The following is a 25,806-nucleotide window of genomic DNA, read 5'->3' as shown; positions in this document are numbered from 1 at the left end:
GCTGGCCAGCGAAGCGCCTCCTTTCTGGTGGGAAAAACCGGATTGGCGCGCCTACGCGCTGTATCCGGTGTCGTCTCTTTATGCCTTTGTCGCCGGCCGACGCATGAAGTCGGCCAGGCGTGAAAAGATCAACGCGCCGGTGCTTTGCGTCGGCAACTTCACCGTTGGCGGTACCGGCAAGACACCTGTTGCCATCGCGCTCGCCAAGCAGGCCAAGCGCATGCATCTGGTGCCTGGTTTCTTGTCGCGTGGCCATGGTGGCAGCTTTGCCGAGCCGCATGTCGTCGACCCACACCACGACAGCGCCAAGCATGTTGGCGACGAGCCGCTTTTGCTGGCCGAACACGCTTTGGTTGCGGTGTCGGCCAATCGGGCCGCCGGCGCACGCTTGCTGATCGAGCGTGGCTGCAATTTCCTGATCATGGACGACGGCTTCCAGAGCGCGCGCATCCATATCGACTACGCGCTGATCGTCGTCGATTCACGTTTCGGCCTGGGCAACGGCCACGTCATTCCGGGCGGGCCGATGCGGGCGCGGCTGATTGATCAGCTGAGATTCGCCGATGCCGTCCTCAAGATGGGCGAGGGCGAGAAAGCCGATGACGTGGTGCGCCAGGCGGCACGCGCCGGCAAGCCGGTGTTCGCTGCGGTAGCGCGCCCACGCGGCAAGAAGGCTTTCGCCGGTCGCCGTTTCCTCGCCTTTGCCGGCATTGGCCATCCGGAAAAGTTCTTCGATACGGTCGCCAAGGCTGGTGGAACCGTGGTGCTGGCGCATCCCTTCGCCGACCATCATTTCTACCTGCCCGACGAGCTGGAAGATCTCGCAGCCGCGGCGCAAGCTGGTGAGCTGGAACTGGTGACGACGTCGAAGGATGCAGCGCGGCTACGCCATGGCGCGGCGTCTCCGGAGTTTTTGGAACGCCTCAATGTGCTTGAGATCGACGCGGTGTTCGACATCGAGCATTCGGCCGAACGCATAGTCGACGAGACGTTGGACGCGTGGCGGAGGCGGAAGATATCAGGCTGATGTTCAGCCGCGCTTGCGCAAATCAGGATTCATTTCGATCTCGCGCGCCAGCGAAATGGCGGCATCGCGATAGGGTTCCTGGCGGGCGACGCTCCAGTATTTGAGCTCGTCGAGCGGGATCGAATCGGCGGTTACCGCGCAGCGCACGAACGAGCCGGGGCTGGTCACCTGGAAATCGCCATCGAGATAGCGGATGCGGGCTTCGCGCGCGCCGGGACCTTCGAAACGGTTCATCATCGCCTTGTGCTCAACATCCTGGTGCGAGGGCCGAAGGTCGGGATCGATCTGCGGCAAGAAACATGCACAGGTTCAAATGTTACCGCGTCCGCTGTTTATCCAAAAGGGCGCGCGGCGCTGTATTGGGGCTTTTAGGGCCACAAAATGGCTGAGGTCAAGTTACCTGTCGTCTGTCAGGAACCGCTCTATCCGCTCGGGCGCAAGACCTGCCTGCGCACCGATGCGGCGGGCGAGTTCGGCTGCCGCAGGCCGCGGTCGTCCCACCGGGCGATCGAGCCAGTAGGATACCGGGTTCAGCGCGCTGCGTTCGTCGACAATGGCGATGCGGCCGGACTTGAGCTGGCTTTCCGTCAGCGGCGGCCGGGCCAGCGCAATGCCCAGGCCGTGGCTGGCGGCGTCGAGCACCAGATTGTAGTCCTCGAAACGCCGGTCCTGCGGCCGAGGGCGATAGTCGAGGCCATGCGTGCTGAACCAGGAGCGCCAACTCGACGCGTCCGAATCGTGGATGAGTGGATACTGCAGCAGCCGTTCGGCTTTTCCGGCTCCGATCCGGGCAGCCAGATCAGGCGAGGCGACAGGGAAGCAGTATTCCTCGAAAAGCTGTGCCGACACGCGGCCGGGAATCTTGCCTCGTCCGCAGCGCACCGACAGATCGATGCCCTCGTCGGCGAGATCGGCTTGGCGGATATCGACGTCGAGCACCACCCGCAACGGCGTGGCGCCGGCTTCGAGTGCCGAAAGGCGCGGCATCAGCCAAAGGCCTGCGACCGAGGGGATCGAGCTCAGCCGCACCACGGCAGCGCCGCGCGGCTCGACCCAGCGGTCGGTCGTGTTGGCGATGAGCGAAAAGGCCTCGCTGGTCCTGAGGTGGAGGCGCTGGCCTTCCAGTGTCAGCGAAACGCCGCGTGCCTTGCGCTCGAACAGTCGCAGGCCAAGCCAGCTCTCCAGCTTGGCGACCTGCCGGCTGACGGCGCCATGCGTCATGTTGAGCTTTTCGGCCGCCGCCGAGAAGCTGCCGGTGCGCGCCGCCGCCTGAAAGGCGCGCAGGGTCTCAAGCGGCAGCATCGGTTCCAAGCTGTGATCCATACTCACAGCTGATCCTCGAAATGGTCGTTTGTCAATCAGCTCGGGAAAGCGTCTGGTAGGGTCTCCGCAGATTTCCTGAGGCCAGAGTGATGACCATCCAGACAAGCACGTTGAATTCGGCGCCGGCGGCATCCGCGGTAACCATCCTTGCGGTGATCGTCACCATTGTCGGCTGGGCTTCGTCCTTTCCGGCCATTCGTGCCGGGCTGAGCGCCATCGATCCGATCGAACTCGGCGCGCTGCGCTTTTTCATCGCGGCGGTCCCGTCGGCGATCTATTTGATGATCGTGCGTCCGGCTCTGCCGGCATTGAACGAACTCTGGCGCTTTGCCTTCGGTGGCGTCGTCTTTATCGCGCTCTACACGGTCCTGCTGAACTATGGCGAGATATCAGTCTCGGCGGGGGCTGCGAGCTTCATCATCAACGTCAATCCGATCATCACGGCGGTGCTGGCCATGATCCTGCTGGGAGAGCGCTTCCCTGTCCTCGCCTGGATCGGCACCTTCTTGTCGTTCGCCGGCATTGGCATCATTGCGTTTGGTGAAGGGCAGGGGCTTACCTTCAACACCGGCGCCTTGCTGATCCTCGGGTCGGCGCTCTGCACCTCGCTGAGCAGCATCGTCCAGAAGCGCCTGTACAGCCGCCACCGGCCGCTGACAGTCGCAGCCTGGAACATGATCCTCGGCGCGCTCTGCCTGGCCCCCGCCCTGCCGAACGGCTTCGCCCAGATGGCTTCCGCCGGCAGCGAACCATTCTGGTCGGTCATCTATCTCGGCATCGTGCCGAGCCTGATCGCCTACGCCAGCTGGTCGGTGGCCCTGTCGCGCCTGCCGGCGTCACGCGCCTCGAACTTCATGTATTGCGTGCCGCCGGTGGCCGTGCTGATCGGCTTCGTCTGGCTTGGCGAGACGCCTGGCCTGTTCGGCATCCTTGGCGGCGCGCTGGCGCTCGCCGGTGTGGTGCTGGTCAATCTCAAGCGCTGAGGTCAAAGAAAGAGCGGCGGTCTCGCCGACACCGGGCTGCCGCTTTTCGGTGCTGCAAAATGCCTTACCTGCGTCCGAACAGCTTTTCGATGTCGGCGAGCTTGAGCTCGATATAGGTCGGGCGCCCGTGGTTGCAGGTGCCCGAGCCAGGCGTCGCTTCCATCTGGCGCAGCAGCGCGTTCATCTCCTCCGGCCGCAGCCTTCTGCCGGAGCGGACCGAGCCGTGGCAGGCCATCGTGGCGGCAATGGCATGCAGCCTTTCCTTCAGCGTGTCCGCCGTGTCGCTGTCGGCGATCTCGTCGGCAAGGTCGCGGACCAGTTGCGTGACATCGGTCTCGCCCAGCATGGCAGGGGTTTCGCGCACGGCCACCGCTCCTGGGCCGAAACGTTCGATGCCGAGGCCAAAGCGGGACAGCGTCTCCGAATGCAGCGCCAGCCGCTCGGCATCTTCTTCAGGCAGATCGACGATCTCGGGCAGCAACAGCATCTGCGAGGGGATCGGGCGCGAATGCAGCGCGTTCTTCAGCGCCTCGTAGACAAGCCGCTCATGGGCGGCGTGCTGGTCGACGATAACAAGCGAGTCGCTGGTCTGGGCGACGATGTAGTTTTCATGCACCTGGGCTCGAGCCGCGCCGAGTTCGGTCTGCAGCAGGGATTGCACAACTTCCGTCTGTCCTGCTCGTGTGTCGGCGCTGTGCAGCGGGCCAGCGTCGAAACTCGCCTGCTGTTGCTCGCCAAAGCCTGGATCGAGTGGCCGATAAGGCGAACGCATCGCATCGAAGCCAGATGACGCTGCCGCACGAAAATCCGGATTATAGGCGCGGTGGCCATTGGCAGGGCCAGGATGGCCGTAGCTGGCAGCTCCCGGCCGGAATGCCCCCATCATCGCTTGCGTGCCTGTCGTCGCTGGACGGATGCCTGCGCCGGCGAGCGCTTGGCGGATTGCGCCGACGATCAGGCCGCGCACCAGCCCTGGATCGCGGAAGCGTACGTCGGCCTTGGCCGGATGCACGTTGACGTCGACATAGGCCGGGTCGAGGGTCAGGAACAGCACCGTCACGGCATGGCGGTCGCGCGGCAACACATCGGCATAGGCACCACGGATGGCCGAGGCGATCAGCTTATCGCGCACCGGCCGGCCGTTGACATAGGCATATTGCTGCAGCGCGTTTCCGCGCGTGTAGGACGGGATCGAGACATGGCCATCGAGCCGCACGCTTTCGCGCACGGCCTCGATGACGATCGAATTGTCAGGAAAATCCGTGCCCATCACCTGGGCGATGCGGTTGAGCCTGCCGTCGACATCATCCGAGGTCGCTGAAAGTTCCAGCGTCGAGCGGTCGGTTCCTGACAGGGTGAAGCGCACGGCCGGGAAGGCGATGGCGATGCGCTTGACGACGTCGGCGATGGCGGTTGCCTCGGCGCGCTCGGTCTTCATGAATTTGAGCCGGGCAGGGGTGGCGAAGAACAGGTCGCGCACTTCGACCGATGTACCGCGGTTGGTTGGCGCTGGGCGCACCCCGGAGACGCGCCCGCCTTCGACCGAAATCTCGGCGCCGCTATCGGCAGCCCTGGTCCGGGAGCGGATGGCGAGCTTCGACACCGAGCCGATCGACGGCAAGGCCTCGCCGCGAAAACCGAGTGAGCGGATGTCGAGGATGTCGTCGCCAAGCTTGGATGTGCAATGCCGTGAGATCGCCAACGAAAGCTCTTCTTCGGGCATGCCCGAACCGTCGTCGACGACGCGGATCAGGTTGAGCCCGCCACCAGCGGTGGCCACCTCAATGCGCGAAGCCCCTGCGTCGAGCGCGTTTTCGACCAGTTCCTTGACCACGCTGGCCGGTCGTTCGACGACCTCGCCGGCGGCGATCTGGTTGATCATTGTCTCGGAAAGCTGGCGAATGGGCATGGCAGGACTATAGCGGGATTCGGTTGCGCCGGGACAGGTGCATTACAGGGTGCAGCGCCATCCACAGCGGATTGGCGCCAACTTGATATGGCAGCTCGGCCCCTCATCCCCTGCCGGACCTTCTCCCCGTAATGACAGGGAGAAGGAGGCTGTCCGCATCGGCTCCGCTTGCCCCTTCTCCCTGTATTTCACGGGGAGAAGGTCCGGCAGGGGATGACGGGCGGCAGCGTCGCCTCATGCCTGCGCCGCCAGCCAGTCCCGCACTTTTTCAGCGCTTTCGCTCAGGACGCGGTTCCGCGGCCACGCCACGTGGAAGCCCTTGTTCGTCGTCATCACGTGGTCTGAAAGCCGGACCAGCAGCCCCGCCGCGATCAGCCGGTCGGTGAGGTGACGCCAACCCAATGCGATGCCCTGGCCTTCCATGACAGCCTGTATGACGAGCACATAGTCGTTGATGACCAGCCCGCGCTTGGCGACCGCACCGTTGAGACCGGCCGACTGGAACCATTCGTTCCAGGTCGCGGCCGGGCGATAGGGTTCTTCGAGATGGATCAGGTGATGCAGGGTCATCTCCGCCGGTGTCGTTGGCGTGCCGGCGCGCGCCAGATAGGCCGGGCCGGCGACGGGGTAGACCTCCTCGTCGGCGATCTGCAGCAACCCGTAGTCGGGCCAGTCGGCGGCGTCGCCGCCGCGTATGCCGAGCGGAATGCCCTCGGCTATGAGATCGAGGTCGCGGTCGGCGGTCTGGATGCGCAGGTCGATGCCGGGCAGGTCGTCGCGGAACTTCTGCAGCCGCGGCATCATCCAGAACGAGGCAAAGGCGGTCGAGGCCGAAAGCGTGACATGCATGCCGCCGGCGCGTGCCCTGAGCTCCTCCGCCGACTTGCGGATATGCGACAGGCCGAGCGTGACGTCGGCATGGAACCGTTCGCCGGCCTCAGTCAGCAGCACCTGCCGGTGACGGCGCTGGAACAGCTTGGCGCCGAACTGGTCCTCCAGTCCGCGGATGGCGTAGGAGACCGCGGCCTGGGTCATGCCGAGCTCGCGCCCGGCGGCGGTGAAGCTCGCCAGCCGCCCGGCGGCTTCGAAGACGATCAGGCTGCCGGCGGAGGGCAAGAGATGGCGCAGGCTTTGCATAAGCCTAGCTTATGCAAGTGATGAGGATTTTCAAGCGTCACAGTATCAGATCCAAAGGCTAGCTTCATGCTGGAACGATTTGGAGCCTGACATGAGCGTCGCCACCGCCGAAGCCCCGAGCGAGCCCGCCAAGCGCCGCGAGCGCGGCGGCCGCAACGCCCGCCGCGAGCAGCGCTCGCATGGGCCCGAGGCGCATGGCCGGCCCTACATCACGAGGAACATCCCGACTTACGACATCCTGTCCGAGGAGAACCTGGTCCGCATCGAAGAGACCGCCGACAGGATCCTTGCCGAGATCGGCATCGAGTTCCGCGACGATCCCGTGGCACTCGACCACTGGCGGCGGGCAGGGGCCAAGGTCGAGGGTGTGCTGGTCAAGTTCGAGCCCGGCCTGCTGCGCGAGGTGCTGAAGACGGCACCCGCTACCTTCACCCAGCACGCGCGCAATCCCGCACGTTCGGTCGAGATTGGTGGTAAGAGCGTGGTCTTTTCGCCGGCCTATGGCTCACCCTTCGTCATGGACCTCGACAAGGGTCGCCGCTACGGCACCATCGAGGACTTTCGCAATTTCGTGAAGCTGGCGCAGTCATCACCCTGGCTGCATCATTCAGGCGGCACGATCTGCGAGCCGGTCGATGTGCCCGTCAACAAGCGCCATCTCGACATGGTCTACAGCCACATCAAATATTCGGACCGCGGCTTCATGGGTTCGGTGACATCGGAAAGCCGGGCCGAAGACTTCGATCGACATGGCGCGCATTGTCTTTGGCGAGCAGTTCGTTGATCAGAATTGCGTCATCCTGGGCAACGTCAACGTCAACTCGCCGCTGGTCTGGGACGCGACCATGACCACGGCGCTGCGTGCCTATGCCCGCGCCAACCAGGCGGCGGTGATCGTGCCCTTCATCCTCGGCGGCGCCATGGGCCCGGTGACCAACGCCGGTGCCATCGCCCAGTCGCTGGCCGAAACCATGGCCGGCTGCGCGCTGACCCAGCTCGAGCGCCCCGGCGCACCTGTGATCTTCGGCAATTTCCTGTCGTCGATGTCGCTGCGTTCGGGCTCGCCGACCTTCGGCACGCCGGAACCGGCGATCGGCTCGATGGTCATCGGGCAACTTGCGCGCCGGCTGAACCTGCCGCTGCGCTGCTCCGGCAACTTCACCACCTCGAAGCTGCCTGACGCGCACGCGATGAACGAAGGCACCATGTCGATGTTGGCTGCGGTGCATTGCGGCGCCAATTTCATCCTGCATTCCGTCGGTTTTCTCGACGGGCTGCTGTCGATGTCCTACGAGAAGTTCGTCATGGACGCCGATTTCTGCGGCGCGCTGCACACCTATCTCGACGGCGTGAAGATCGACGACAACCAGTTGGCGCTCGACGCCTTCCGCGAGGTCGGCCCCGGCAACCACTTCTTCGGCTGCGCCCACACCATGGCCAATTACGAGACGGCCTTCTGGGATTCGGCAATCGCCGACAACGAGCCCTACGAGAAATGGCAGGCCGCAGGCTCGGCCGACGCGGCCACGCGCGCCAACAAGCGCTGGAAGACGATGCTCGCCGAATATGAGGCGCCGCCGCTCGACCCCGGCCTCGACGAGGCGCTGCAGGAGTTCACGACGCGCAAGAAGGCGTCGATGGAAGACGCCTGGTATTGAGGGCCCTAGGCTATGCATGACACGGCCTTCGATCCCGTAGCAGCGCTGAAATCCTACCACGCGGCAATCGACGTCCTCGACTTCGCGGCCATCGCGGCCTGCTTCGCGCCTGATGCCGAGTATGTCTCCGATGGCGTCGGCGCAATCTCTGTCGGCCGCGATGCGATCCTGGAGGCATTTCGCGGCTATTTCGCTTGCTATGGCGACCAGGTCTCAAAAGACGAGCAGGTGGCGGCACTTTCGCCGCGCTCCGCCTGGTCGCGCTGGCGCCTCGAGGCGACGCATGCCGTCAGCGGCGCACGGCTCATCAGATCGGGCGAGGAGACGGTGTATTTCGACGCCGACGGCAGGATCATGCGCGTCGAGGTGAAGGATGACGCAGCACGGCAAGGCAGCGGCCGATGATGCGTGCTATTGAGGGCCGCCCATCCAACGCCGAGGCCGCCATGAAAGCCGCTTTTGCAACTGCCATCCTTCCCTTGCTGGTCACCCCGGCAATTGCCGGCACCGCCGTCGAGGCGGTCAGGCCGTTCTACGACCATGTCGGGCTGGAGCTCGATCCGGCCGAGCGCGGCCGTTTCGTCGATCCGGCCAAGGCTGTGCTCGATGCACGCGACCAGCTCGAGAAATCGGAGCAGGGCGATTGCCTTGATACCAATATGCCGCTCGACAGCGTCGCCTATGACAAGGCCGAGCTCGACAAGAGCCTGAAGATCATCGGGTCGGAAACAGGCGAAACCGCGATCGTGGTCGCAGCCTTCACGGCGGCAGGCGAGCCGCATCGCATGCAGTGGAAGCTGAAGAAGGTTGATGGCGAATGGAAGATTGCCGACCTGCTGTCGGTGACCAGCGAATGGGCGCTCAGCCAGTATCAATGTCAGTGAGCGCCCCGTCCAGTCCGATGTGTTCAGCCACGGCCGCGGTAGGGCGCGACGCCGGTCTCGGGCAACCACGACCCCTCCGGCGGCGTGCCGGTCTGCCAGAACACGTCGATGGGGATGCCGCCACGCGGATACCAGTAGCCGGCGATGCGCAGCCACAATGGCTTGGTTGCTTCGACGACACGACGGCCGATCATCACGGTGCAGTCCTCGTGGAAGGCGCCATGGTTGCGAAACGAGACCATGAACAGCTTGAGCGACTTGGATTCGACCAAGAGTGTGTCGGGGGCATAGTCGATGACGATGTGGGCGAAATCGGGCTGGCCGGTGACCGGGCACAAAGAGGTGAATTCCGGGCAGGTGAAGCGAACGATCGCCGGTGGGCCGTCGACGCGTGTGTAGGGCACGGTCTCAAGCACCGCGGTTTCCGGCGAGGCCGGCGTTTCGACCCTGGTGCCGAGTTGAGTGAGTGTGTCGGTGACAGTCATTGGGTGGCTCTTCTGAATTGCCCTGGCTCATTGCTGGTGAGGCGGCTGGCGCCGAACTGCCCAGGCCAGATTTTCGAGTGGCGTGTATTAGCGCCTGACAATGTAGGAAGGCAATGACCAGCAACGATCCACTCCTCCAGCCGTACCGGCTCAAGCACCTGACGCTCAAGAACCGCGTCATGTCGACAAGCCACGAGCCGGCCTATTCCGAAGACGGCATGCCCAAGGAGCGCTACCGGCTCTACCACGCCGAAAAGGCCAAGGGCGGCATGGCGCTGACGATGACGGCGGGCTCGGCGATCGTCTCGCGTGACAGTCCGGCGGCGTTCGGCAATTTGCACGCCTATGACGATGCCATCGTGCCTTGGCTCAGCGAACTGGCCGACGACTGCCACCAGCACGACTGCAAGGTGATGATCCAGATCACCCATCTCGGCCGCCGCACCAACTGGAACAAAGCCGACTGGCTGCCGGTGCTCAGCGCCTCGCCGGTGCGCGAGGCGGCCCATCGCACATTCCCAAAGACCATCGAAGACTGGGATATCGAGCGCATCGTCGCCGATTATGCCTCCGCTGCCCAGCGCATGCAGGCAGCTGGGCTCGATGGCATCGAGTTCGAGGCCTATGGCCATCTGATGGACGGCTTCTGGTCGCCGGCGACTAACCATCGCGACGACTGTTATGGCGGTTCGCTCGACAACCGGCTGCGTTTCACCTGGCGGGTGATCGATGCGGTGCGCGCGGCGGTCGGCAAGGCGTTCATTGTCGGCATCCGCATGGTCGCCGACGAGGATTTTGAAAAGGGCCTGTCCAAGCAGGAGGGCATCGACATCGCGCAGCGGTTGGCCTCGTCGGGGAAATTCGATTTCCTCAACATCATTCGCGGCCATATCGACACCGACGCGGCACTGACTGGCGTCATCCCGCTGCACGGCATGCCGTCGTCGCCGCATCTCGACTTTGCCGGCGAGGTCAGGGCGGCAACGAAGTTCCCGGTCTTCCATGCCGCGCGCATCTCTGATGTCGCGACCGCCCGCCATGCCATTGCCAATGGCAAGCTCGACATGGTCGGCATGACGCGCGCCCATATCGCCGAGCCGCATATCGTCAAGAAAGTGATGGAAGGACGCGAGCATCAGATCCGCCCATGTGTCGGCGCGACCTACTGCCTCGACCGCATCTACGAGGGCGGCGGTGCGTTGTGCATCCACAATGCAGCGACAGGCCGCGAGGCGACGATCCCGCATGTCATCGCTCGCAGCGACGGCCCGCTGCGCAAGGTCGTCGTGGTCGGCGCCGGAGCCGCAGGGCTTGAGGCGGCACGCGTGCTTGCCGAGCGCGGCCACAAGGTGACCGTGCTGGAGGCATCGAGCCAGGCCGGCGGGCAAATTCGGCTTGCGGCGCAGAACCCGCGCCGGCGCGAATTGATCGGCATCGTCGACTGGCGCCTGGCCGAATTGGACAGGCTCGGCGTCGAAATCCGCTATGACATCTGGGCAGGCCAAGACGACGTGCTGGCACTCCAGCCCGATGCAGTGGTCATCGCGACCGGCGGTCTGCCACAGAACCCGCCGCTCGATGCCGGCGCCGATCTGGTGACGTCGAGCTGGGATATCATCGCGGGCGCGGTCAAGCCGGCTGAAAACGTGCTGCTTTATGACGACAATGGCGGCCATCAGGGCATGACCGCGGCGGAACTGATCGGCAAGGCCGGTTCGAAACTTGAGCTGGTCACGCCCGAGCGTCTCTTTGCACCTGAAATCGGCGGCATGAACCATGTGCCTTACATGGAGGCTTTCCATCGGGCGGGCGTGAAAATCACCATCAACACCCGCCTCCAGTCGGTGCGGCGCGAGGGCAACCAACTGGTGGCAACGCTATCTTCCGACTACGCCAAGGGCTGGAGTGAAGAGCGGCGTGTCGATCAGGTCGTGGTCGAGCATGGCACGTTGCCGCTCGACGAGCTCTATCTCGAGCTCAAGCCGTTGTCGAAGAACGGCGGGGCGATCGATTACACGCGCCTGATCCATGGTGGCGACATTTTCCCCGAGGTCAGGGACGCAAGTTTCATCCTGCTGCGCATCGGCGATGCGGTTCAGGCCCGCAACATTCATGCGGCGATCTATGACGGGATCAGGTTCGGCCTCAGGATTTGAACGTGGCTACGTCGGCTGCGATCCAGCGCAGGAATTCGCGCAGGCCCGGGCGATCCTCCGTGCCGGGCCGGAAGGCGAGGCGATAGGGAAATTCGCCGGCGATGCGGTTTGCCGAGGCCATGACCAGCAGGCCGGCGGTAAGTTCCCGCGCGACCAGCACCTTGGGCACCAGCGCCACGCCGAGCCCGGCGACAGCCGCTTCGACGACCATCGAGAATTGCTCGAAGCGGTGGCCTCGCAAGGTTGTACGCGGGTCGATGCCGGCGGCCTGGAACCATTGCAGCCATAGCGTCGGGCGGGTCGATTGCTGCAAAAGCGGCAGGGCGGCGAGTTCAGCATCATCGAGCGATGCTCGGCCGTCGAGCTGCACCGGTGCGGCAACCACCACCAGTTCCTCGTCGAACAGGCGCAGCATGCCGGGCTGGCCCGGTTCGACCGGACCGCGCTGGATCGCCGCGTCGAAGGTCTCGGTTTCGAGATCGACGGTTTCCAGCCGCACTGCCAGATCGATCGCGACATCTGGGGCCGCAACATGGAAGCCAGCCAGCCGCGGGATCAGCCAGCGGTCGGCAAGTGTCGGCAGCACGGCGAGGCTGAGCATGTCGGACTGCCCGCCGAAGGCCATGGTCCGCACGGTCGCCTCATGCAGGGCGTCCAGGATCGCGTCGGCGTCGCGGGCGAAGCGGCGGCCGGCGTCCGAAAGGGTCAGGCGCTGGCGGATTCTGTGGAACAGCGCGACACCGAGCCGATCCTCCAGTTGCCCGATCGAGCGGCTTACCGAGCTTTGCGTCAGGCCGAGCTGATCGGCTGCGCGAATTGTCGTGCCATAGCGGGCACTGGCGCGGAACGCCTCAAGCTCGGCAATCGTTGGGACATAGGCTCGGCGCATGGGCGAGGTTGTTCCAAGTTAATCGAATTTACGCATCAACTTTACGAGATTACTTGTTAGCGGAAAGGCGTGAAGCGGTCTAGGATATGAAAAAAGCGCTCTCATTCTCCCGGAGGAAAAATGAACACATCCAAACCGGCGGCGGCCGCCAGCTTTGTCTGGGCCGATCCTTTCCTGCTTGAAGACCAACTGACCGAAGACGAACGCATGATGCGCGATGCGGCGGCCGCCTTTGCTGCCGACAAGCTCGCGCCACGCATCGAGGAAGCTTATCTCGACGAGAAGACCGATCCGGCGATCTTCCGCGAAATGGGCGAAGCCGGCCTGCTCGGCATCACCGTTCCCGAGGAATATGGCGGCCTGGGTGCTGGCTATGTCACCTACGGCCTCGTCGCCCGTGAAGTCGAGCGCGTCGATTCGGGCTACCGCTCGATGATGTCAGTACAGTCGTCGCTGGTGATGTATCCGATCTACGCCTACGGCTCTGAGGAACAGCGCAAGAAGTATTTGCCCAAGCTTGCTTCCGGCGAATGGATCGGCTGCTTCGGCCTGACCGAACCGGATGCCGGCTCCGATCCGGGCGGCATGAAGACCCGTGCCGAGAAGACCGCCAACGGCTACAAGATCTCCGGCTCGAAGATGTGGATCTCCAACGCGCCGATCGCCGACGTCTTCGTCGTCTGGGCCAAGTCGGCTGCCCACGACAACCAGATCCGCGGCTTCGTGCTCGAAAAGGGCATGAAGGGCCTCTCGGCGCCGAAGATCGGCGGCAAGCTGTCGCTGCGTGCTTCGATCACTGGCGAGATCGTCATGGAAGGCGTGGAAGTCGGCGAAGACGCGCTGCTGCCCAACGTGTCGGGCCTGAAGGGTCCGTTCGGTTGCCTCAACCGCGCCCGCTACGGCATTTCCTGGGGCGTGATGGGTGCTGCCGAGGACTGCTGGCACCGCGCCCGCCAGTACGGCCTCGACCGCAAGCAGTTCAACAAGCCGCTGGCCGGAACCCAGCTCTACCAGAAGAAGCTCGCCGACATGCAGACCGAGATCGCACTCGGCCTGCAGGGCAGCTTGCGTGTCGGCCGCCTGATGGACGAACACAAGTTCGCCCCCGAGATGATTTCGCTGGTCAAGCGCAACAATTGCGGCAAGGCGCTCGACATCGCTCGCCAGGCCCGCGACATGCATGGCGGCAACGGTATTCAGATTGGCTACCACGTCATGCGCCACGCGCAGAACCTGGAAACGGTCAACACCTATGAGGGCACGCATGATGTCCATGCGCTGATCCTCGGTCGGGCCCAGACCGGCCTGCAGGCATTCTTCTAAGCCCAGTCTACAACTAGGTGTCTGTTCGGCGGCCGCGGGAGCGATTCTGCGGCCGCCTTTTATTTTCAGACCTGTTTGTGCATGCCGATTTGCGCGAGGCTTTCGATTTTAAGTTTAGGTGCTTCGAATGTAATTCGCCTTTAGCGCGTATTGTTTCGGGATGCTGAAACACTGGTGCCCGCACCCGACCTCAAACGGTTACATCACGCCGATAATTCCCCAATTGCCCGGCCGCTCCGTCGGGTTTCGGGAAGAGGGGATCTTGTCGGTGAGCGTCCAGGCCAGGATTGAAAAAGCCAACCAGATTTTGTGGTTTGGCGACAATCTCATGACGATCCGTGTGTCGGCGAGCGCCGGCGACGACCAGATCAGCGTCATCGAGTGCCGTATGCCGCAAGGCGAAACGACACCGCTGCACGTCAATCTCAGCGGCGACGAGGTCATTCATATCCTCGAAGGCACGATGCGGTTTCATGTCGATGACAAGGTGTTCTTGGCTCATGTTGGCCAGACAGTGATGGCGCCCAAGGGGCTTCCGCACAATTTCCGCATCGAATCTGCCGAGGCCGCTACTTGCCTGATCGTCACCCAAGGTGGCGAGTTCGAGCAGATGGTCCGTCAGATGAGCTCGCCGGCGCCGGCAGAGGGCCTGCCGCCAAAATCCGAACGCACGCCTGAAGCAACACGGCGTTTCTTTGACACCTGCGCGCAGCACAACATCGAGGTCGTCGGCGCCCCGCTACCATAGCGCCGACATCAGGCTGGACGGGTGCGGGGGGCGTGTCCGTCCAGCCATCTCTTTCAGGCGTCGCAGGCAAACAGCGGTTCGCCGAATATATCAGGGTCGACATCCAGGCCGAACCCGGGTCCGCCGGCAAGCTCATCATGCCGTCGGCGATAGCAAACTCTCCACGGGCGTTCGACACCGTCACCCAGTTGTGGAAGTCGACAGTGTGCTGCCTGAGGCTCTCCGGGGTCGACAAAAGCAGGCCCGAATAGGCAGCCGTGTTGATCTGCGCGCCGCCAGTGTCCTCAATTGTTACTTTGAGATTTTTCGCAATCGCGATGTCGCGCAACAGCTTGGCCTTGGTCAGGCCGCCGACACGTGCCAGCTTGATGGTGATGCCGTCGACAAGGCCGTCCGATATGGCGCGCAATAGCACGTCGGCGCTGTCAATGCTTTCATCGAGCACCAAGGGCCGGTCGGTAGCGCGGCGGATGGCGAGGTTTTCCTCATAACTCGCGCAAGGCTGCTCGAGCGTGTAGTCGAGGTTTCTTGTCGCCATCAGGAAACGCCTTGTCTCTGATGTGCCCCAGCTCGCATTGGCGTCGCAGAACAGCACCGTATCAGTGGGCACCGATGCCCGTACCGCTTCCAGCCTTGCGATGTCCTCGTTGACGTCGAGCCCGACCTTCACCTGCAAGCGGCGGTAGCCCTCGGCGATGTATTTCACCGCCCGGGCCGCCATCGCGTCGGGCGCCTGCTGGGCGATGGAGCGGTAGAGCGCAAGGCGCTCTCCCTCGGCGCCGCCTGACAGCGCGGCCAGCGACAGGCCGGTACGCTTGCCGGCCAGGTCCCAGAGCGCCATGTCGATGGCCGACTTGGCGTAAGGATGGCCCTTGAGCAAAAGCTCCATGCGCCGGTTGAGCGCCTCGATGCCAGACGCCATGCTGCCAAGCAGCTGCGGCGCCAGTTCCTTCATCGCTTCGCGGGCGCCTGAAGCAAAGGCCGGGTCGTAGAAGCTGCCGAGCGGCGCCATCTCGCCATAGCCCCTGGCGCCGTCGTGGCTGGTGACCTCGACGATGGTCGAATCGAAGCCCTCGGCGCTGCGCCCGCCCGAGCAGCGATAGGTGCCGTCGCGAAACGGCTGCCATTGCCTGTAAATGCGGATGCCTGAAATGCTCGCGTCGGCCATGTTGTCCCCTGGGCGCAGACTGGTCTCGGCCAAGGATAAACCGAGGGATCGACCATCGCGGCGAAGGAAACGGCGCTTGCCCGCGTCGTTTTCCTGACAGGCTCGGCTCTCGCGCGAAGGGTTCTTTTGCTTTCGTATATGGTGCGAATTGTTTCAGGTCTCGGATACAACCTTCGGTTTCGCTGAATTCGAACGGATACGGTCGCCGCTTAGATCGGGGGCACCGCGGCTTCTCAGACCGCGCTGCTCGAAAGGACGATTTATGACCATGCATGCGAAGACCGACAGTGACGGCGAATTGCTGTGGTTCGCCGGCTCTCTGGCAACCATCAAGCTATCCGGTCAGGCGGGAGCCGACACGATCAGCGTCATCGAACATCTGATGCCCTACGGCTCGTCGCCGCCGCTGCACATCCACGTCAATGAGGATGAGGTGTTCCATATCCTTGAAGGCGTGATGCGCTTCAATGTCGGCGGCAAGGAGCTCTACGGTCGCGCCGGCCAGACCATGATGGCGCCGAAGGGTGTTCCGCACAGCTACCGCGTCGAATCCGCCGAGGGCGCCCGCTGCCTGACCGTCACCACGCGCGGCGACTTCGAGCGCCTGGTACGGGAAATCGGCATCCCGACCGGCAAGGCGGAGTTTCCGCCTCAGCTTGCGCCGACGCCTGAGGCCATCAAGGCTCTCACCGAGGCCTGTGCCCGCAACGGCATCGACATCATCGGCGCGCCGCTGTCCTGATCGTAGCTGAAGGGCCGGCCGTCTCGGCCGGCCTTTCTCGTCGTCGAACTTGCCCGTTGCAAGGCGAGCCGACATGGCCGAATCCTGTGTCACGGATGATCGACCCCGCGGGTCGTATTTCCTGTAGTATCGGCCAGGTCTTGCCGCCATATCAGGACAACGAACGGGACGTGACGCGATGAGAAATGCTTTCCTCTCCCATCTCCAGACGGAACTGTCCGGCCTCAGATCCGCCGGCCTCTACAAGTCCGAGCGTGTCATCACCTCGACCCAGAGTGCCGAAATCGAAGTCGGCGGCGAAAAGGTGCTGAATTTCTGCGCCAACAACTATCTCGGCCTCGCCGACAGCCGTGAACTGCGCGACGCGGCCAAGACGGCGCTCGACCGCTATGGCTACGGCATGGCCTCGGTGCGCTTCATCTGCGGCACCCAGGAAGAGCACAAGGAGCTGGAGGCCAAGCTCTCCGGCTTCCTCGGCATGGAGGACACGATCCTCTATTCCTCCTGTTTCGACGCCAATGCCGGGCTGTTCGAAACACTGCTCGGCGAAGAGGACGCCATCATCTCTGACGCCCTCAACCATGCCTCGATCATCGACGGCGTCAGGCTCTCCAAGGCCAGGCGTTTTCGCTACGCCAACAACGACATGGCGGCCCTCGAGGAGGAACTCAGGAAAGCCGAGGGCAGCCGCTTCAAGCTGATCGCCACCGACGGCGTGTTCTCGATGGACGGCATCATCGCCAATCTCAAAGGCGTCTGCGACCTTGCCGAAAAATACGGGGCGATGGTGATGGTCGACGACAGCCATGCCGTCGGTTTCGTCGGCCGGAACGGGCGCGGCACGCCGGAGCATTGCGGCGTCGAAGGCCGGGTCGACATCATCACCGGCACGCTCGGCAAGGCGCTCGGCGGCGCCTCCGGCGGCTACACCGCGGCCAGACGCGAGGTTGTCGACTGGCTGCGCCAGCGCTCGCGGCCCTATCTGTTTTCCAACACACTTGCGCCTTCCATCGCCGGCGCCTCGATCAAGGTACTCGACCTGATCGCCGAGGGCGGGGCCTTGCGCGAAAAGCTCTATGCCAATGCCCGGCACTTCCGCTCAGGCATGGGTAAGCTCGGCTTTACGCTCGCCGGCGCCGACCACCCGATCATCCCGGTGATGCTCGGCGATGCCACCGTGGCCCAGGAGATGGCCGCCCGGATGCTGAAGCGTGGCATCTATGTCATCGGCTTTTCGTTCCCGGTGGTTCCGAAGGGCCAGGCGCGCATTCGAACGCAGATGTCGGCGGCGCATTCGACAGCCGATATCGACCGCGCGATAACGGCGTTTGGCGAGGTCGGGCGTGAGCTCGGGGTGATTTCTTAAGGCAGCCGGAACGGTCAAAAGCGATTCCGGATCAAGCGATTCCAAGGACAAGACGATGTCGAACATGATGCGAGCGCTGGTAAAGGCGAAGGCGGAACCGGGTATCTGGATGGAAGAAGTGCCGGTGCCGGAAGTCGGCCCCAACGACGTGCTGATCAAGGTCAGGAAGTCGGCGATCTGCGGTACCGACGTGCACATCTACAATTGGGACCAGTGGGCACAAAAGACAGTGCCGGTGCCGATGGTCACCGGCCACGAGTTTGTCGGCACGGTCGCCGATTTTGGTGCCGGTGTGACTGACTACAAGGTTGGCCAACGAGTTCTCGGGCGAAGGCCATATCGTATGCGGTCATTGCCGCAATTGCCGGGCGGGGCGTGGACATCTGTGCCGAAACACGCTTGGTGTCGGCGTCAACCGTCCGGGTTCCTTCGCCGAATACGTCGCCATTCCCCAGCACAATGTCGTGCCGATCCCCGACGATGTCTCCGACGAAATCGCTGCGATCTTCGATCCACTTGGCAACGCCGTGCATACCGCTCTGTCGTTCGATCTCGTCGGCGAGGATGTGCTGGTGACAGGTGCCGGGCCCATCGGCATCATGGGCGCGCTTGTCGCCCAATGTGTCGGCGCCAGAAAGGTCGTCATTACCGACATCAACCCGGTGCGTCTGGCGCTGGCCAGGAAGCTCGGCGTCCATCATGTCGTCGATGCCTCCAAGGAAAAGCTGCGCGACGTGATGCGCGACGAAGGCATGACCGAAGGCTTTGACGTCGGCCTTGAGATGTCGGGCTCGGCTGTCGCCTTCCGCGACATGATCGACACCATGAACAATGGCGGCAAGATCGCGATCCTCGGCATAGCGCCGACCGGATTCGAGATCGACTGGAACAAGGTGATCTTCAAGATGCTGCACCTCAAGGGCATCTATGGCCGCGAGATGTTCGAGACCTGGTACAAGATGATTGCGCTGGTGCAGGGGCCGCTCGACGTCACCGGCCTGATCACCCATCGCATCGGTATCGACGACTACCAGGCCGGTTTCGACGCCATGCGCAGCGGCAATTCTGGCAAGGTGGTCATGGATTGGTGATCTGGGGAAAGTTTTTTCACTCTAGGGTGAATAATTCGAAAAAAGGCACGTTGCCAGTCGAAGTCGCTGTTGCTATCGAAGCAGGCCCTTCGGCTGGAAACGACGATGCGCCGCCACATTCGCACCCTTACTGCCCGGCACGAGCCGAAAGGACAGATGATCTCGCACGTAAAGTCGGGGTCGGGTGCAATTATCGGCTTGGCGGCTGTCGGCGGGCTCGCTTCGGTCACCGGCTTGCCGATGCTGATCGCGCCGCTGGGCGCAACTGCGGTGCTTCTGTTCGGCCAGCCAGCCAGCCCGCTGGCACAGCCCATCAACATTTTCGCCGGTTACTTCATTGCCACGCTGATCGGCGTCACCGCTGCAATGGCTTTCCCTGGCCTGTGGGAAGTGTCGGCTATTGCTGTTGGCGTTTCGATCGCGCTGATGCTGATGTTCCGCGTCACCCATCCGCCGGCTGGGGCGATTCCGCTTGTCGCAACAGCCACGCCGTATCAGGGCAGCACACTGTTCATCGTTGTGCTGTTGAGCTGTGTCAGCCTGCTGGTGCTGGCGCTGGTGCATCATTGGATTCCGCCACGCGCTCAATATCCGCGCCGCGTGGATTGACACCTTGCCTCCGCCGCCGGCAGCGCTCTAGCTTGGGCGCATGCAAGGAGTGGCGGTGAATGACGCATAATTTTCAAGCGACAGGCACGATTGCGAGCGGCGGGGCATGAGCGATCGCCTTGTTCTGCTTGGCACCAAGGGCGGGCCGGCGATCAGGCCAGGCGGCCCGTGGCCGACATCGACGCTGCTCGAGCTCGGCGGCCGCACTATTATCGTCGACTGCGGGCTCGGCGTGACGCGCGGCGTGACGGATGCCGGTCTCAGCCTCAAGGCGCTCGACCTCGTTTTCATCACCCATCTCCATTCCGACCACGTGCTCGAGCTCGGGCCGTTGCTCCACACCGCCTGGACCGCCGGGCTTGCGACACCGGTCAAGGTTTTCGGTCCGGTCGGATTGAATCGATACTGGCAGAGTTTTGTTCAGGCGCTCGAATTCGATATCGAAATCCGGATCGTCGATGAAGGTCGCCCCGATTTGCGTGAGATGGTCAAGGTCGTGGAGTTCGGTGAGGGCGACGTCCTGCGCGATGGAGCATTGAGGGTCGCAGCCCTGCGTGTCGACCACCCGCCGGTGACCGAATGCTTCGCGTTGCGCTTTGAACACGAAGGCACAAGCATCGTCTTTTCAGCCGACACAACGTTCTTCCCGCCATTGGCGGATTTCGCGCGCGGCGCCGATGTTTTGCTTCACGAGGCGATGCTGGAAGAAGGTGTCGAGCGACTGGTGGCACGCACCGGCAACGGGGCGCGGCTGCGCGAACACCTGATGGCGAGCCACAGCCTGGCAGGCGAAGCCGGCATGATCGCGGCGCGTGCCGAAGTCGGCCGCCTGGTGCTCAACCACCTCATCCCAGCCGACGATCCCGACATCGGCGAGGGAGATTGGATCGAAGCGGTCAGGAAAACATGGAATGGTCCCTTGACGATTGGCCGCGACGGGCTTGTTGTGACGGCTAAGGGCGATGACGCCCCTTAACCGGGAGGACCTGCATGAAACTGGCGACGCTGAAGAACGGTTCGCGTGACGGGAAACTGGTCATCGTCTCGCGCGACCTGACGCGATACACCGATGCCTCGTTCCTGGCACTGAGCCTGCAGGCGGCGCTCGACGACTGGCGCCGGATCTCTCCGCACCTCGCGGCCCTGGCTGAATCTCTCGAAGTCGGTTCGGTGCCCTCGTCGCGTTTCCATGAGCATGATGCGCATTCGCCCTTGCCGCGTGCCTACCAGCGGCTTGGTGGTGGCGACGCCTTCGCCGGTTCGCGCGATCCGGTAGAACTCCCCGGCAAGATCCGCGACGCCAGGATCGAGGCAGCCGTGGCCGTGATTGTCTCCGACGTTGCCATGGCGGTTACGGAAGAGGCAGCGAAGGATGCGGTTGCCCTCATCGTGCTATCCGCCGACACGGTTCTGGATGGCGGCCAGGCCGGCACATCCGCCTTGTCGCCAGTTGCTGTCACGCCGGACGAACTGGGCGACGGTTGGGACGGAGCCGTGCACCTGCCGCTCATTGCCGGTGGGCGAAACGTGACCTCCGTCTGGACCAGCTTTCCCAAAGTGATCGCGGAAGCAGCCGCCAGCCGGCCGATCGGCACGGGTGCCATCGTCAGGGGCGCGGTCGATACGTTGTCGGTCTCGCTCGGCGACACGCTGCGGGTCGAAATGAAGGACAAGGCCGGCCACTCGATCTTCGGCGCCATCGAACGCCAGGTCGGCAGGTTCGAACCGGCCTGAGGTCACTATCGGCGATGGAACTGACCAGCCATATTCGCCGCATGGCGCGGAACAATCTGTGGTCCAACGACCGCATCTACCGCGCCGTGCAGGCCTTGCAGCCGGGCGAGTTCGAAGCTGCCCGGACAAGCTTCTTTCCGTCCCTCAAGGAGACGCTGAATCACATCCTGGAAGTCGATATCTATTATCTCGACATGATCGAGGAGGGTGGGGAAGGACGAAAGCTGTTCGACCGTTTTGTCGTGTTCAACGATGCGGCAGCACTTGCCGAAGCCCAGGCCGCGTTCGACCGCAGGCTTGTGGCTTGCTGCGACAGTCTCGGTGAAAGCGATCTCGACAGGCAGGTGCTGTCGGATCGTGGCAAGGCCGGGCAGATCCCCGAGCGCATCGGCGACCTGCTGGCGCATCTGTTTATCCACCAAATCCATCATCGCGGCCAGGTGCATGCGATGCTGTCGGACACGTCGGTTGCCCCGCCGCAACTCGACGAGTTCTTCCTCGATTGCGATTTGCGCTTTCGGGGCGAAGAGGTCGCGCGGCTGGGGCTTTAACTCCGCCTAAGAACGCGCTTCGGCTCGCCGAAGCGCGTTTGCAGGTCAGCCCTTGCTCTGCTGGATCGCCATATAGAGATTGGTGCAGCGGGTGCCCGAACGGCAATAAGCGAATACCGGGCCGTCCATCTCGTCAAGCGCTTCAGCCATGTCGGCAACGTTGTCGCCGGTCATCTGGCCGCTGATGACGGGGATGTAGCGGAAGCCGAGACCGGCGGCTTCGACAGCGGCCTTGACGCTGTCAGCGGTAGGCTGACCGGCTTGCTCGTCGTCGGGCCTGTTGCAGATGACGCTCTTGAAGCCTGCGGCCTTGATGGCAGCCACTTCATCAGGCGTGATCTGGCCCGAAACCGAATAATCGTCGGTGATCTGGCGGTATTCCATTTTCGTCCTCGCAGGTTTGTTGGCCGCTCTGGCGGCGTGTCGGCGCCAGTCTTGCCACTGTCGGGCCGTCGGGGCAACTCCTGTCAAGCTGCCGAGCGATCCCACGACGGGAACGGGTCGGCGAGGTCACGCCATTGCGCTGGAGCGAAAGCAATGGCGTCGACAAGGCAGTCGCAGAGTTCAGCCCTTATGCGCGCCTCGTTCATTGGGTCACAGCCGATGAAGACGATTTCCTGGCGCCGGTCGCCCCACACGGGATCGAGATAAGGCCTCATCGCCTCGTGCCACTCGGGAAATTCGGGTCATTGCCCGCATGGCACCGCCGACCACCACAGGCCGCGCTTGCCGGTGCGCACCAGGGCGCCGGCCTGGCTGATCTCGCCGACCAGATCGGGCCGCGTGGCCAGCCAGAAGAAGCCTTTTGTGCGGACGACGCCCGGCCATTCGCGGCGGATGAAGCCGTGCAGTTTCACCGGGTCGAATGGCCGCCGCTCACGATAGACGAAGGAGCGGATGCCATATTCTTCGGTCTCGGGAATGTGGTCGCCAAAACCGTTCAATTCCTTGAACCAGAGCGGGTGTTGTTCGGCTTTGTCGAAATCGAAGCGGCCGGTGCCAAGGATTTTGTCGATCGGCACGCGACCGAAGTCGGTTTCGATCAGTTCGGCATCGGGATTGAGCGCACGGATGATCTTGCGTGCAGCGTCCCGGTCGGCAGGACCGGCTGCGGTCGCCTTGTTGAGCACAACGACGTCGGCGAATTCGACCTGCTCGACAAGCAGGTCGACCAGCGCTCGGTCATCCTGCTCGCCGGCCTGTTCGCCACGATCGCGCAGGAAGTCGGACGACGAATAGTCCTTGAGCAGATTGGCGGCGTCGACAACCGTCACCATCGTGTCGAGGCGGGCGACGTCGGAGAGGCTGTCGCCGTTCTCATCGCGAAACTGGAAGGTCGAGGCGACTGGCAGCGGCTCGGAAATCCCTGTCGATTCGATCAGCAGATAGTCGAAGCGGTTCTGCTGGGCGAGCCCACGCACCTCCTTGAGCAGGTCATCGCGCAAGGTGCAGCAGATGCAGCCATTGCTCATTTCGACCAACTGTTCGTCGGTGCGCGAAAGATTGGCGCCGCCATCGCGAATGAGCGCCGCGTCGATATTGATCTTGCTCATGTCATTGACGATGACCGCGACGCGACGGCCTTCGCGGTTGTTGAGGATGTGGTTGAGAAGCGTGGTCTTACCGGCACCGAGGAAGCCGGAGAGCACTGTTACGGGCAGTCGCGCCGGTTTGTGTGGGACGGGCATTTGTCATTCCCTTCGATGTGGCTGAAGTGGTCCGGCAGCGGCCGCCGCCGGACCCGCGTCGTTCAGTGCGTTTCGCCGGAGCCGCCGACGGCCACGAGGTTGAAAGGCTTGCCTTCCAGCGCGATGTCGTCGCCCTTGGTGAAGCTTTCGGCATCGACGACGTGCAGCACGCCCTTGAGCGGGTCGGAGACGACGATGCGGCTGCCGGCGACGGCGATGCGCGGGCGCGGATCGCTCCAGTGACCGTCCATGCTGTAGGGCTCGGTCAGCTTGAGCGAGGCGTCGATCTTGCCGGCGACGACGTCGATGCGGTGCAGCTGGCCGTCCTCGGTGAAGACGTAGGCGAATTTCGCCCGCACCGGATCGACGGTGAAATGCACCCGGCGCGTCGGCAGGTCGATCAGCCGGAAGGCCTGCTCGGACTTGGGATCAATCAGGACGACAGCACTTGGGCCATAGTTGCCGAGGAAGTACTGGAGGCCACGGCCACCGACGAGCGTCGTCGATTTCCCCTCCGGCAAGGCCTTGTCATAAGGCAAAAGCTCGATCTTGCCATCCCCGCTGGTGATCAGAAGCCCTTCGGCGCAGGCAATGGCCAGCAGGTTGCCTGATGATGCCTCGCCATGCAGGTCGGGGCAGGCATGGACGTCGCCGACGGTCGCGCCGGCACGATCGACGACTCGAATGCCGACCGGCAGCTCGTCGGGCTTGTCGAAATTGGGCTCGGAGACCAGGACCTGGTCGCCAAGTGCCACGGCGACGCCGTGATGGGGGGCCGCGGTCGCCACCTCACGGACCGCCGGCTTGCCTTCCAGTATGTCGGCCTCGCGGCTGACCCGGGTCTTGCCTTCGCCGTCGAAGAACAGCGCGATGTCACCGTCATGATCGACGAAGTGTGATGGCTTCTTGCCCTCGAAACTGACGTCGAGCAGCCGGGGTGCCTCGACCTTGATGTCGCCGTGGTCGCCATGGTCGCCGAAGGAGATGCCGCTCGACAGCACCGAGACCACGTCGCCCTTGCCTTGCACGGCAAAGATGCTACGGCCGCTGTCGGAGCGGTAGAGGCTGGTTGGCGCCTTGACGTTGAAGGTTTCGATCGTCCGGCCGGTTTCCATGTCGAGTGCATGAATGACCGGTGCCGCATGATCGGAGACGAACAGCCGCCATGCGGTTTGTTCTTCGGCGAGCGCGGGCGCCGCAGCGACATCAAGCAGGACGGCGAGCACGGATGTGGTGGCGAGCAGATGTTTCATCTTGTCCTCATATAATGTTATTACATAACAAATGGAGCCCAGGAAAAAGGCGAGGTTTTAGGCCCCGCCTTCATTCAGGCTGGTCGGCTCGTGCGGCAGCCCGATCGCTCGGGCCGCCGGTGCTTCAGACGGGCAGGCCTAGCTGCCGAGGATCGCGCCCTTGATGGTGGCGATGTTGGCTTTCATCATGTCGATGTAGGTCGCAGCCGGGCCATCAGCCTTGGACAGCGCGTCGGAATAAAGCGTGCCGCCGACCTTCACGCCGGTTTCGGCCGAAATCTGCTCGACAAGGCGCGGATTGGTGATGTTTTCGACAAAGATCGCCGATGCCTTGTCGCCGCGAACCTGCGAGATCAGTGCCGCCACGTCGGCGGCAGAGGCTTCCGCCTCGGTCGAAATGCCCTCGGGTGCCAGGAAAGTCAGGCCATAGGCATTTTCGAAATAGCCGAAGGCGTCATGCGAGGTGATGATGGTGCGCTTCGCCTCGGGGATCGAAGCGACAGCAGCCTTCACCTCCGCCTCAGCGGCGTCGAGCTTGGCGGTGTAGGCATCGGCATTGGCCTTGTAGGCATCGCAGCCGGTGGCATCGGCGGTGCAGAAGGCGTCGGCGATGTTCTTCACATAGATCCTGGCGTTGGCGATCGACTGGAAGGCATGCGGGTCGAGGTCGCCGTGATGGTGGTCATCACCGCCTGCCTCGGCGGCGTGCTCATGTTCTTCCTTCATCTTGATCGGCTCGACGCCCTTGGTCAGCTCGACGACTGACGCCTTGGTGGCGCTGGCCTCGACAAGGCGCTGCAGGAAGCCTTCGAATTGCAGGCCGTTGACGAGCACGACATCGGCCTTGGACATCGTCACCGCGTCGGCCGGCGAGGGCTCATAGACATGGGCGTCGCCGTCAGGGCCGACCAGCGTCGTCAATTCGATGCGGTCGCCGCCGACATTCCTGGCGAAATCGCCGATGATCGAGAAGCTCGCCACCACTTTCAGCGGCTCGGCGGAGGCTGAAGTCGCGGTCAGGGAATTTAATGTTATAACGCTCATCAGCGAGGCGAAGCCAATTGTCCTGAGCATATGTCTCT

General features: G+C 63.4%; 22 protein-coding genes and 4 pseudogenes. 15 read left to right on the top strand and 11 right to left on the bottom strand.

Translation table 11 applies throughout. The features are described 5' to 3' along the window. The first annotated feature begins 1 nt into the window (after nucleotide 1). Nucleotides 2–1,027, top strand: coding sequence for a tetraacyldisaccharide 4'-kinase (lpxK, locus tag ACHMW7_RS20740; protein ID WP_395451391.1), 1,026 nt, complete (start codon nucleotides 2–4; stop codon nucleotides 1,025–1,027). A 3-nt stretch (nucleotides 1,028–1,030) separates the two neighbouring features. On the opposite strand, the gene ACHMW7_RS20735 is transcribed toward lpxK, so the two are convergent. Next, on the bottom strand, nucleotides 1,031–1,264 hold the full coding sequence (locus ACHMW7_RS20735; RefSeq protein WP_395451390.1) for a DUF2093 domain-containing protein: 234 nt from the start codon (nucleotides 1,262–1,264) through the stop codon (nucleotides 1,031–1,033). Nucleotides 1,265–1,423: 159 nt separating this feature from the next. Further along, entirely contained in the window at nucleotides 1,424–2,329 is a 906-nt protein-coding gene (locus tag ACHMW7_RS20730; protein WP_395451389.1) for a LysR family transcriptional regulator, read from the bottom strand. A 110-nt stretch (nucleotides 2,330–2,439) separates the two neighbouring features. Here ACHMW7_RS20730 and ACHMW7_RS20725 point away from each other — a divergent pair, with 110 nt between their 5' ends. Next, nucleotides 2,440–3,333: a DMT family transporter gene (locus ACHMW7_RS20725; RefSeq protein WP_395447369.1), complete on the top strand. Its 894-nt coding sequence runs from the start codon at nucleotides 2,440–2,442 to the stop codon at nucleotides 3,331–3,333. A gap of 64 nt (nucleotides 3,334–3,397) precedes the next feature. Here ACHMW7_RS20725 and mutL read toward each other — a convergent pair whose 3' ends face one another. Together mutL and ACHMW7_RS20715 are read right to left on the bottom strand one after the other, a co-directional pair. After that, nucleotides 3,398–5,242 (bottom strand): DNA mismatch repair endonuclease MutL, encoded by a 1,845-nt coding sequence (gene mutL, locus ACHMW7_RS20720; RefSeq protein ID WP_395447368.1) that lies wholly within the window; start codon nucleotides 5,240–5,242, stop codon nucleotides 3,398–3,400. A gap of 234 nt (nucleotides 5,243–5,476) precedes the next feature. Next, complete coding sequence (locus ACHMW7_RS20715) at nucleotides 5,477–6,379, bottom strand: LysR substrate-binding domain-containing protein (RefSeq protein ID WP_395447367.1); 903 nt, start codon at nucleotides 6,377–6,379, stop codon at nucleotides 5,477–5,479. A 91-nt stretch (nucleotides 6,380–6,470) separates the two neighbouring features. On the opposite strand from ACHMW7_RS20715, the pseudogene ACHMW7_RS20710 reads away from it, so the two are divergent. The 3 genes and pseudogenes from ACHMW7_RS20710 to ACHMW7_RS20700 all read left to right on the top strand — a co-directional run bounded on the left by ACHMW7_RS20710 (nucleotide 6,471) and on the right by ACHMW7_RS20700 (nucleotide 8,921). Then, nucleotides 6,471–8,037: pseudogene (locus ACHMW7_RS20710) on the top strand (trimethylamine methyltransferase family protein). 12 nt (nucleotides 8,038–8,049) lie between these two features. Next, nucleotides 8,050–8,442 carry a nuclear transport factor 2 family protein gene (locus tag ACHMW7_RS20705; protein WP_395447366.1) on the top strand — a complete coding sequence of 131 codons (393 nt, stop codon included), beginning with the start codon at nucleotides 8,050–8,052 and terminating at the stop codon, nucleotides 8,440–8,442. After that, entirely contained in the window at nucleotides 8,439–8,921 is a 483-nt protein-coding gene (locus ACHMW7_RS20700; protein WP_395447365.1) for a hypothetical protein, read from the top strand. Before ACHMW7_RS20705 ends, ACHMW7_RS20700 begins: the two co-directional genes overlap by 4 nt. 23 nt (nucleotides 8,922–8,944) lie before the next feature. Here ACHMW7_RS20700 and queF read toward each other — a convergent pair whose 3' ends face one another. Continuing rightward, entirely contained in the window at nucleotides 8,945–9,406 is a 462-nt protein-coding gene (gene queF, locus ACHMW7_RS20695; protein ID WP_395447364.1) for a preQ(1) synthase, read from the bottom strand. Between the two features lie 113 nt (nucleotides 9,407–9,519). Between queF and ACHMW7_RS20690 the strand changes: the two genes are divergently transcribed. Then, nucleotides 9,520–11,562, top strand: coding sequence for an FAD-dependent oxidoreductase (locus ACHMW7_RS20690; protein WP_395447363.1), 2,043 nt, complete (start codon nucleotides 9,520–9,522; stop codon nucleotides 11,560–11,562). Here ACHMW7_RS20690 and ACHMW7_RS20685 read toward each other — a convergent pair. Further along, on the bottom strand, nucleotides 11,552–12,451 hold the full coding sequence (locus ACHMW7_RS20685) for a LysR substrate-binding domain-containing protein (protein ID WP_395447362.1): 900 nt from the start codon (nucleotides 12,449–12,451) through the stop codon (nucleotides 11,552–11,554). The genes ACHMW7_RS20690 and ACHMW7_RS20685 overlap by 11 nt on opposite strands. A gap of 120 nt (nucleotides 12,452–12,571) precedes the next feature. Between ACHMW7_RS20685 and ACHMW7_RS20680 the strand changes: the two genes are divergently transcribed. Together ACHMW7_RS20680 and ACHMW7_RS20675 are read left to right on the top strand one after the other, a co-directional pair. Next, complete coding sequence (locus ACHMW7_RS20680; RefSeq protein WP_395447361.1) at nucleotides 12,572–13,774, top strand: acyl-CoA dehydrogenase; 1,203 nt, start codon at nucleotides 12,572–12,574, stop codon at nucleotides 13,772–13,774. Nucleotides 13,775–13,934: 160 nt separating this feature from the next. Further along, nucleotides 13,935–14,426, top strand: a pseudogene (locus ACHMW7_RS20675) (cupin domain-containing protein); the annotation flags it as partial. On the opposite strand, the gene ACHMW7_RS20670 reads toward ACHMW7_RS20675, so the two are convergent. Continuing rightward, nucleotides 14,359–15,534, bottom strand: coding sequence for a mandelate racemase/muconate lactonizing enzyme family protein (locus ACHMW7_RS20670; protein ID WP_395451388.1), 1,176 nt, complete (start codon nucleotides 15,532–15,534; stop codon nucleotides 14,359–14,361). The pseudogene ACHMW7_RS20675 and the gene ACHMW7_RS20670 overlap by 68 nt on opposite strands. Nucleotides 15,535–15,952: 418 nt before the next feature. Between ACHMW7_RS20670 and ACHMW7_RS20665 the strand changes: the two genes are divergently transcribed. The 7 genes and pseudogenes from ACHMW7_RS20665 to ACHMW7_RS20635 all read left to right on the top strand — a co-directional run bounded on the left by ACHMW7_RS20665 (nucleotide 15,953) and on the right by ACHMW7_RS20635 (nucleotide 21,783). Continuing rightward, nucleotides 15,953–16,432, top strand: a complete 480-nt coding sequence (locus ACHMW7_RS20665; RefSeq protein ID WP_395447360.1) for a cupin domain-containing protein — start codon at nucleotides 15,953–15,955, stop codon at nucleotides 16,430–16,432. 178 nt (nucleotides 16,433–16,610) lie between these two features. Continuing rightward, on the top strand, nucleotides 16,611–17,798 hold the full coding sequence (locus ACHMW7_RS20660) for a glycine C-acetyltransferase (protein WP_395447359.1): 1,188 nt from the start codon (nucleotides 16,611–16,613) through the stop codon (nucleotides 17,796–17,798). 55 nt (nucleotides 17,799–17,853) lie between these two features. After that, nucleotides 17,854–18,889: pseudogene (tdh, locus tag ACHMW7_RS20655) on the top strand (L-threonine 3-dehydrogenase). 105 nt (nucleotides 18,890–18,994) lie between these two features. After that, nucleotides 18,995–19,498, top strand: coding sequence for an HPP family protein (locus ACHMW7_RS20650; protein WP_395447358.1), 504 nt, complete (start codon nucleotides 18,995–18,997; stop codon nucleotides 19,496–19,498). Between the two features lie 106 nt (nucleotides 19,499–19,604). Further along, the gene (locus tag ACHMW7_RS20645; RefSeq protein WP_395447357.1) at nucleotides 19,605–20,474 is read left to right on the top strand and encodes an MBL fold metallo-hydrolase; all 870 of its coding nucleotides are present in this window, start codon (nucleotides 19,605–19,607) and stop codon (nucleotides 20,472–20,474) included. Nucleotides 20,475–20,488: 14 nt separating this feature from the next. Continuing rightward, nucleotides 20,489–21,232 (top strand): fumarylacetoacetate hydrolase family protein, encoded by a 744-nt coding sequence (locus tag ACHMW7_RS20640; RefSeq protein WP_395447356.1) that lies wholly within the window; start codon nucleotides 20,489–20,491, stop codon nucleotides 21,230–21,232. A 14-nt stretch (nucleotides 21,233–21,246) separates the two neighbouring features. Then, a complete protein-coding gene (locus ACHMW7_RS20635; RefSeq protein WP_395447355.1) occupies nucleotides 21,247–21,783 on the top strand; it encodes a DinB family protein in 537 nt (178 codons plus the stop codon). A 45-nt stretch (nucleotides 21,784–21,828) separates the two neighbouring features. On the opposite strand, the gene ACHMW7_RS20630 is transcribed toward ACHMW7_RS20635, so the two are convergent. The 4 genes and pseudogenes from ACHMW7_RS20630 to aztC all read right to left on the bottom strand — a co-directional run bounded on the left by ACHMW7_RS20630 (nucleotide 21,829) and on the right by aztC (nucleotide 25,798). Beyond that, a complete protein-coding gene (locus ACHMW7_RS20630) occupies nucleotides 21,829–22,167 on the bottom strand; it encodes a TIGR01244 family sulfur transferase (protein ID WP_395447354.1) in 339 nt (112 codons plus the stop codon). A gap of 83 nt (nucleotides 22,168–22,250) precedes the next feature. After that, nucleotides 22,251–23,471: pseudogene (locus tag ACHMW7_RS20625) on the bottom strand (GTP-binding protein). 62 nt (nucleotides 23,472–23,533) lie between these two features. Further along, the gene (gene aztD, locus ACHMW7_RS20620; RefSeq protein WP_395447353.1) at nucleotides 23,534–24,724 is read right to left on the bottom strand and encodes a zinc metallochaperone AztD; all 1,191 of its coding nucleotides are present in this window, start codon (nucleotides 24,722–24,724) and stop codon (nucleotides 23,534–23,536) included. A 138-nt stretch (nucleotides 24,725–24,862) separates the two neighbouring features. Next, complete coding sequence (gene aztC, locus ACHMW7_RS20615) at nucleotides 24,863–25,798, bottom strand: zinc ABC transporter substrate-binding protein AztC (RefSeq protein WP_395447352.1); 936 nt, start codon at nucleotides 25,796–25,798, stop codon at nucleotides 24,863–24,865. Nucleotides 25,799–25,806: the final 8 nt, after the last annotated feature.

Origin of the sequence: Aminobacter sp. UC22_36 (assembly GCF_044056035.1) — a bacterium.
Taxonomy (GTDB): Bacteria; Pseudomonadota; Alphaproteobacteria; order Rhizobiales; family Rhizobiaceae; genus Aminobacter.
This window is presented reverse-complemented; position numbering and strand designations above follow the sequence as displayed.

Coding starts and splice junctions, on each gene's coding strand:
- ACHMW7_RS20735 (WP_395451390.1), bottom strand. CDS start 1,264: ATGATGAACCGTTTCGAAGGTCCCGGCGCGCGCGAAGCCCGCATCCGC.
- ACHMW7_RS20730 (WP_395451389.1), bottom strand. CDS start 2,329: ATGCTGCCGCTTGAGACCCTGCGCGCCTTTCAGGCGGCGGCGCGCACC.
- ACHMW7_RS20725 (WP_395447369.1), top strand. CDS start 2,440: ATGACCATCCAGACAAGCACGTTGAATTCGGCGCCGGCGGCATCCGCG.
- mutL (WP_395447368.1), bottom strand. CDS start 5,242: ATGCCCATTCGCCAGCTTTCCGAGACAATGATCAACCAGATCGCCGCC.
- ACHMW7_RS20715 (WP_395447367.1), bottom strand. CDS start 6,379: ATGCAAAGCCTGCGCCATCTCTTGCCCTCCGCCGGCAGCCTGATCGTC.
- ACHMW7_RS20705 (WP_395447366.1), top strand. CDS start 8,050: ATGCATGACACGGCCTTCGATCCCGTAGCAGCGCTGAAATCCTACCAC.
- ACHMW7_RS20700 (WP_395447365.1), top strand. CDS start 8,439: ATGATGCGTGCTATTGAGGGCCGCCCATCCAACGCCGAGGCCGCCATG.
- queF (WP_395447364.1), bottom strand. CDS start 9,406: ATGACTGTCACCGACACACTCACTCAACTCGGCACCAGGGTCGAAACG.
- ACHMW7_RS20690 (WP_395447363.1), top strand. CDS start 9,520: ATGACCAGCAACGATCCACTCCTCCAGCCGTACCGGCTCAAGCACCTG.
- ACHMW7_RS20685 (WP_395447362.1), bottom strand. CDS start 12,451: ATGCGCCGAGCCTATGTCCCAACGATTGCCGAGCTTGAGGCGTTCCGC.
- ACHMW7_RS20680 (WP_395447361.1), top strand. CDS start 12,572: ATGAACACATCCAAACCGGCGGCGGCCGCCAGCTTTGTCTGGGCCGAT.
- ACHMW7_RS20670 (WP_395451388.1), bottom strand. CDS start 15,534: ATGGCGCCGCTCGGCAGCTTCTACGACCCGGCCTTTGCTTCAGGCGCC.
- ACHMW7_RS20665 (WP_395447360.1), top strand. CDS start 15,953: ATGACCATGCATGCGAAGACCGACAGTGACGGCGAATTGCTGTGGTTC.
- ACHMW7_RS20660 (WP_395447359.1), top strand. CDS start 16,611: ATGAGAAATGCTTTCCTCTCCCATCTCCAGACGGAACTGTCCGGCCTC.
- ACHMW7_RS20650 (WP_395447358.1), top strand. CDS start 18,995: ATGCGCCGCCACATTCGCACCCTTACTGCCCGGCACGAGCCGAAAGGA.
- ACHMW7_RS20645 (WP_395447357.1), top strand. CDS start 19,605: ATGAGCGATCGCCTTGTTCTGCTTGGCACCAAGGGCGGGCCGGCGATC.
- ACHMW7_RS20640 (WP_395447356.1), top strand. CDS start 20,489: ATGAAACTGGCGACGCTGAAGAACGGTTCGCGTGACGGGAAACTGGTC.
- ACHMW7_RS20635 (WP_395447355.1), top strand. CDS start 21,247: ATGGAACTGACCAGCCATATTCGCCGCATGGCGCGGAACAATCTGTGG.
- ACHMW7_RS20630 (WP_395447354.1), bottom strand. CDS start 22,167: ATGGAATACCGCCAGATCACCGACGATTATTCGGTTTCGGGCCAGATC.
- aztD (WP_395447353.1), bottom strand. CDS start 24,724: ATGAAACATCTGCTCGCCACCACATCCGTGCTCGCCGTCCTGCTTGAT.
- aztC (WP_395447352.1), bottom strand. CDS start 25,798: ATGCTCAGGACAATTGGCTTCGCCTCGCTGATGAGCGTTATAACATTA.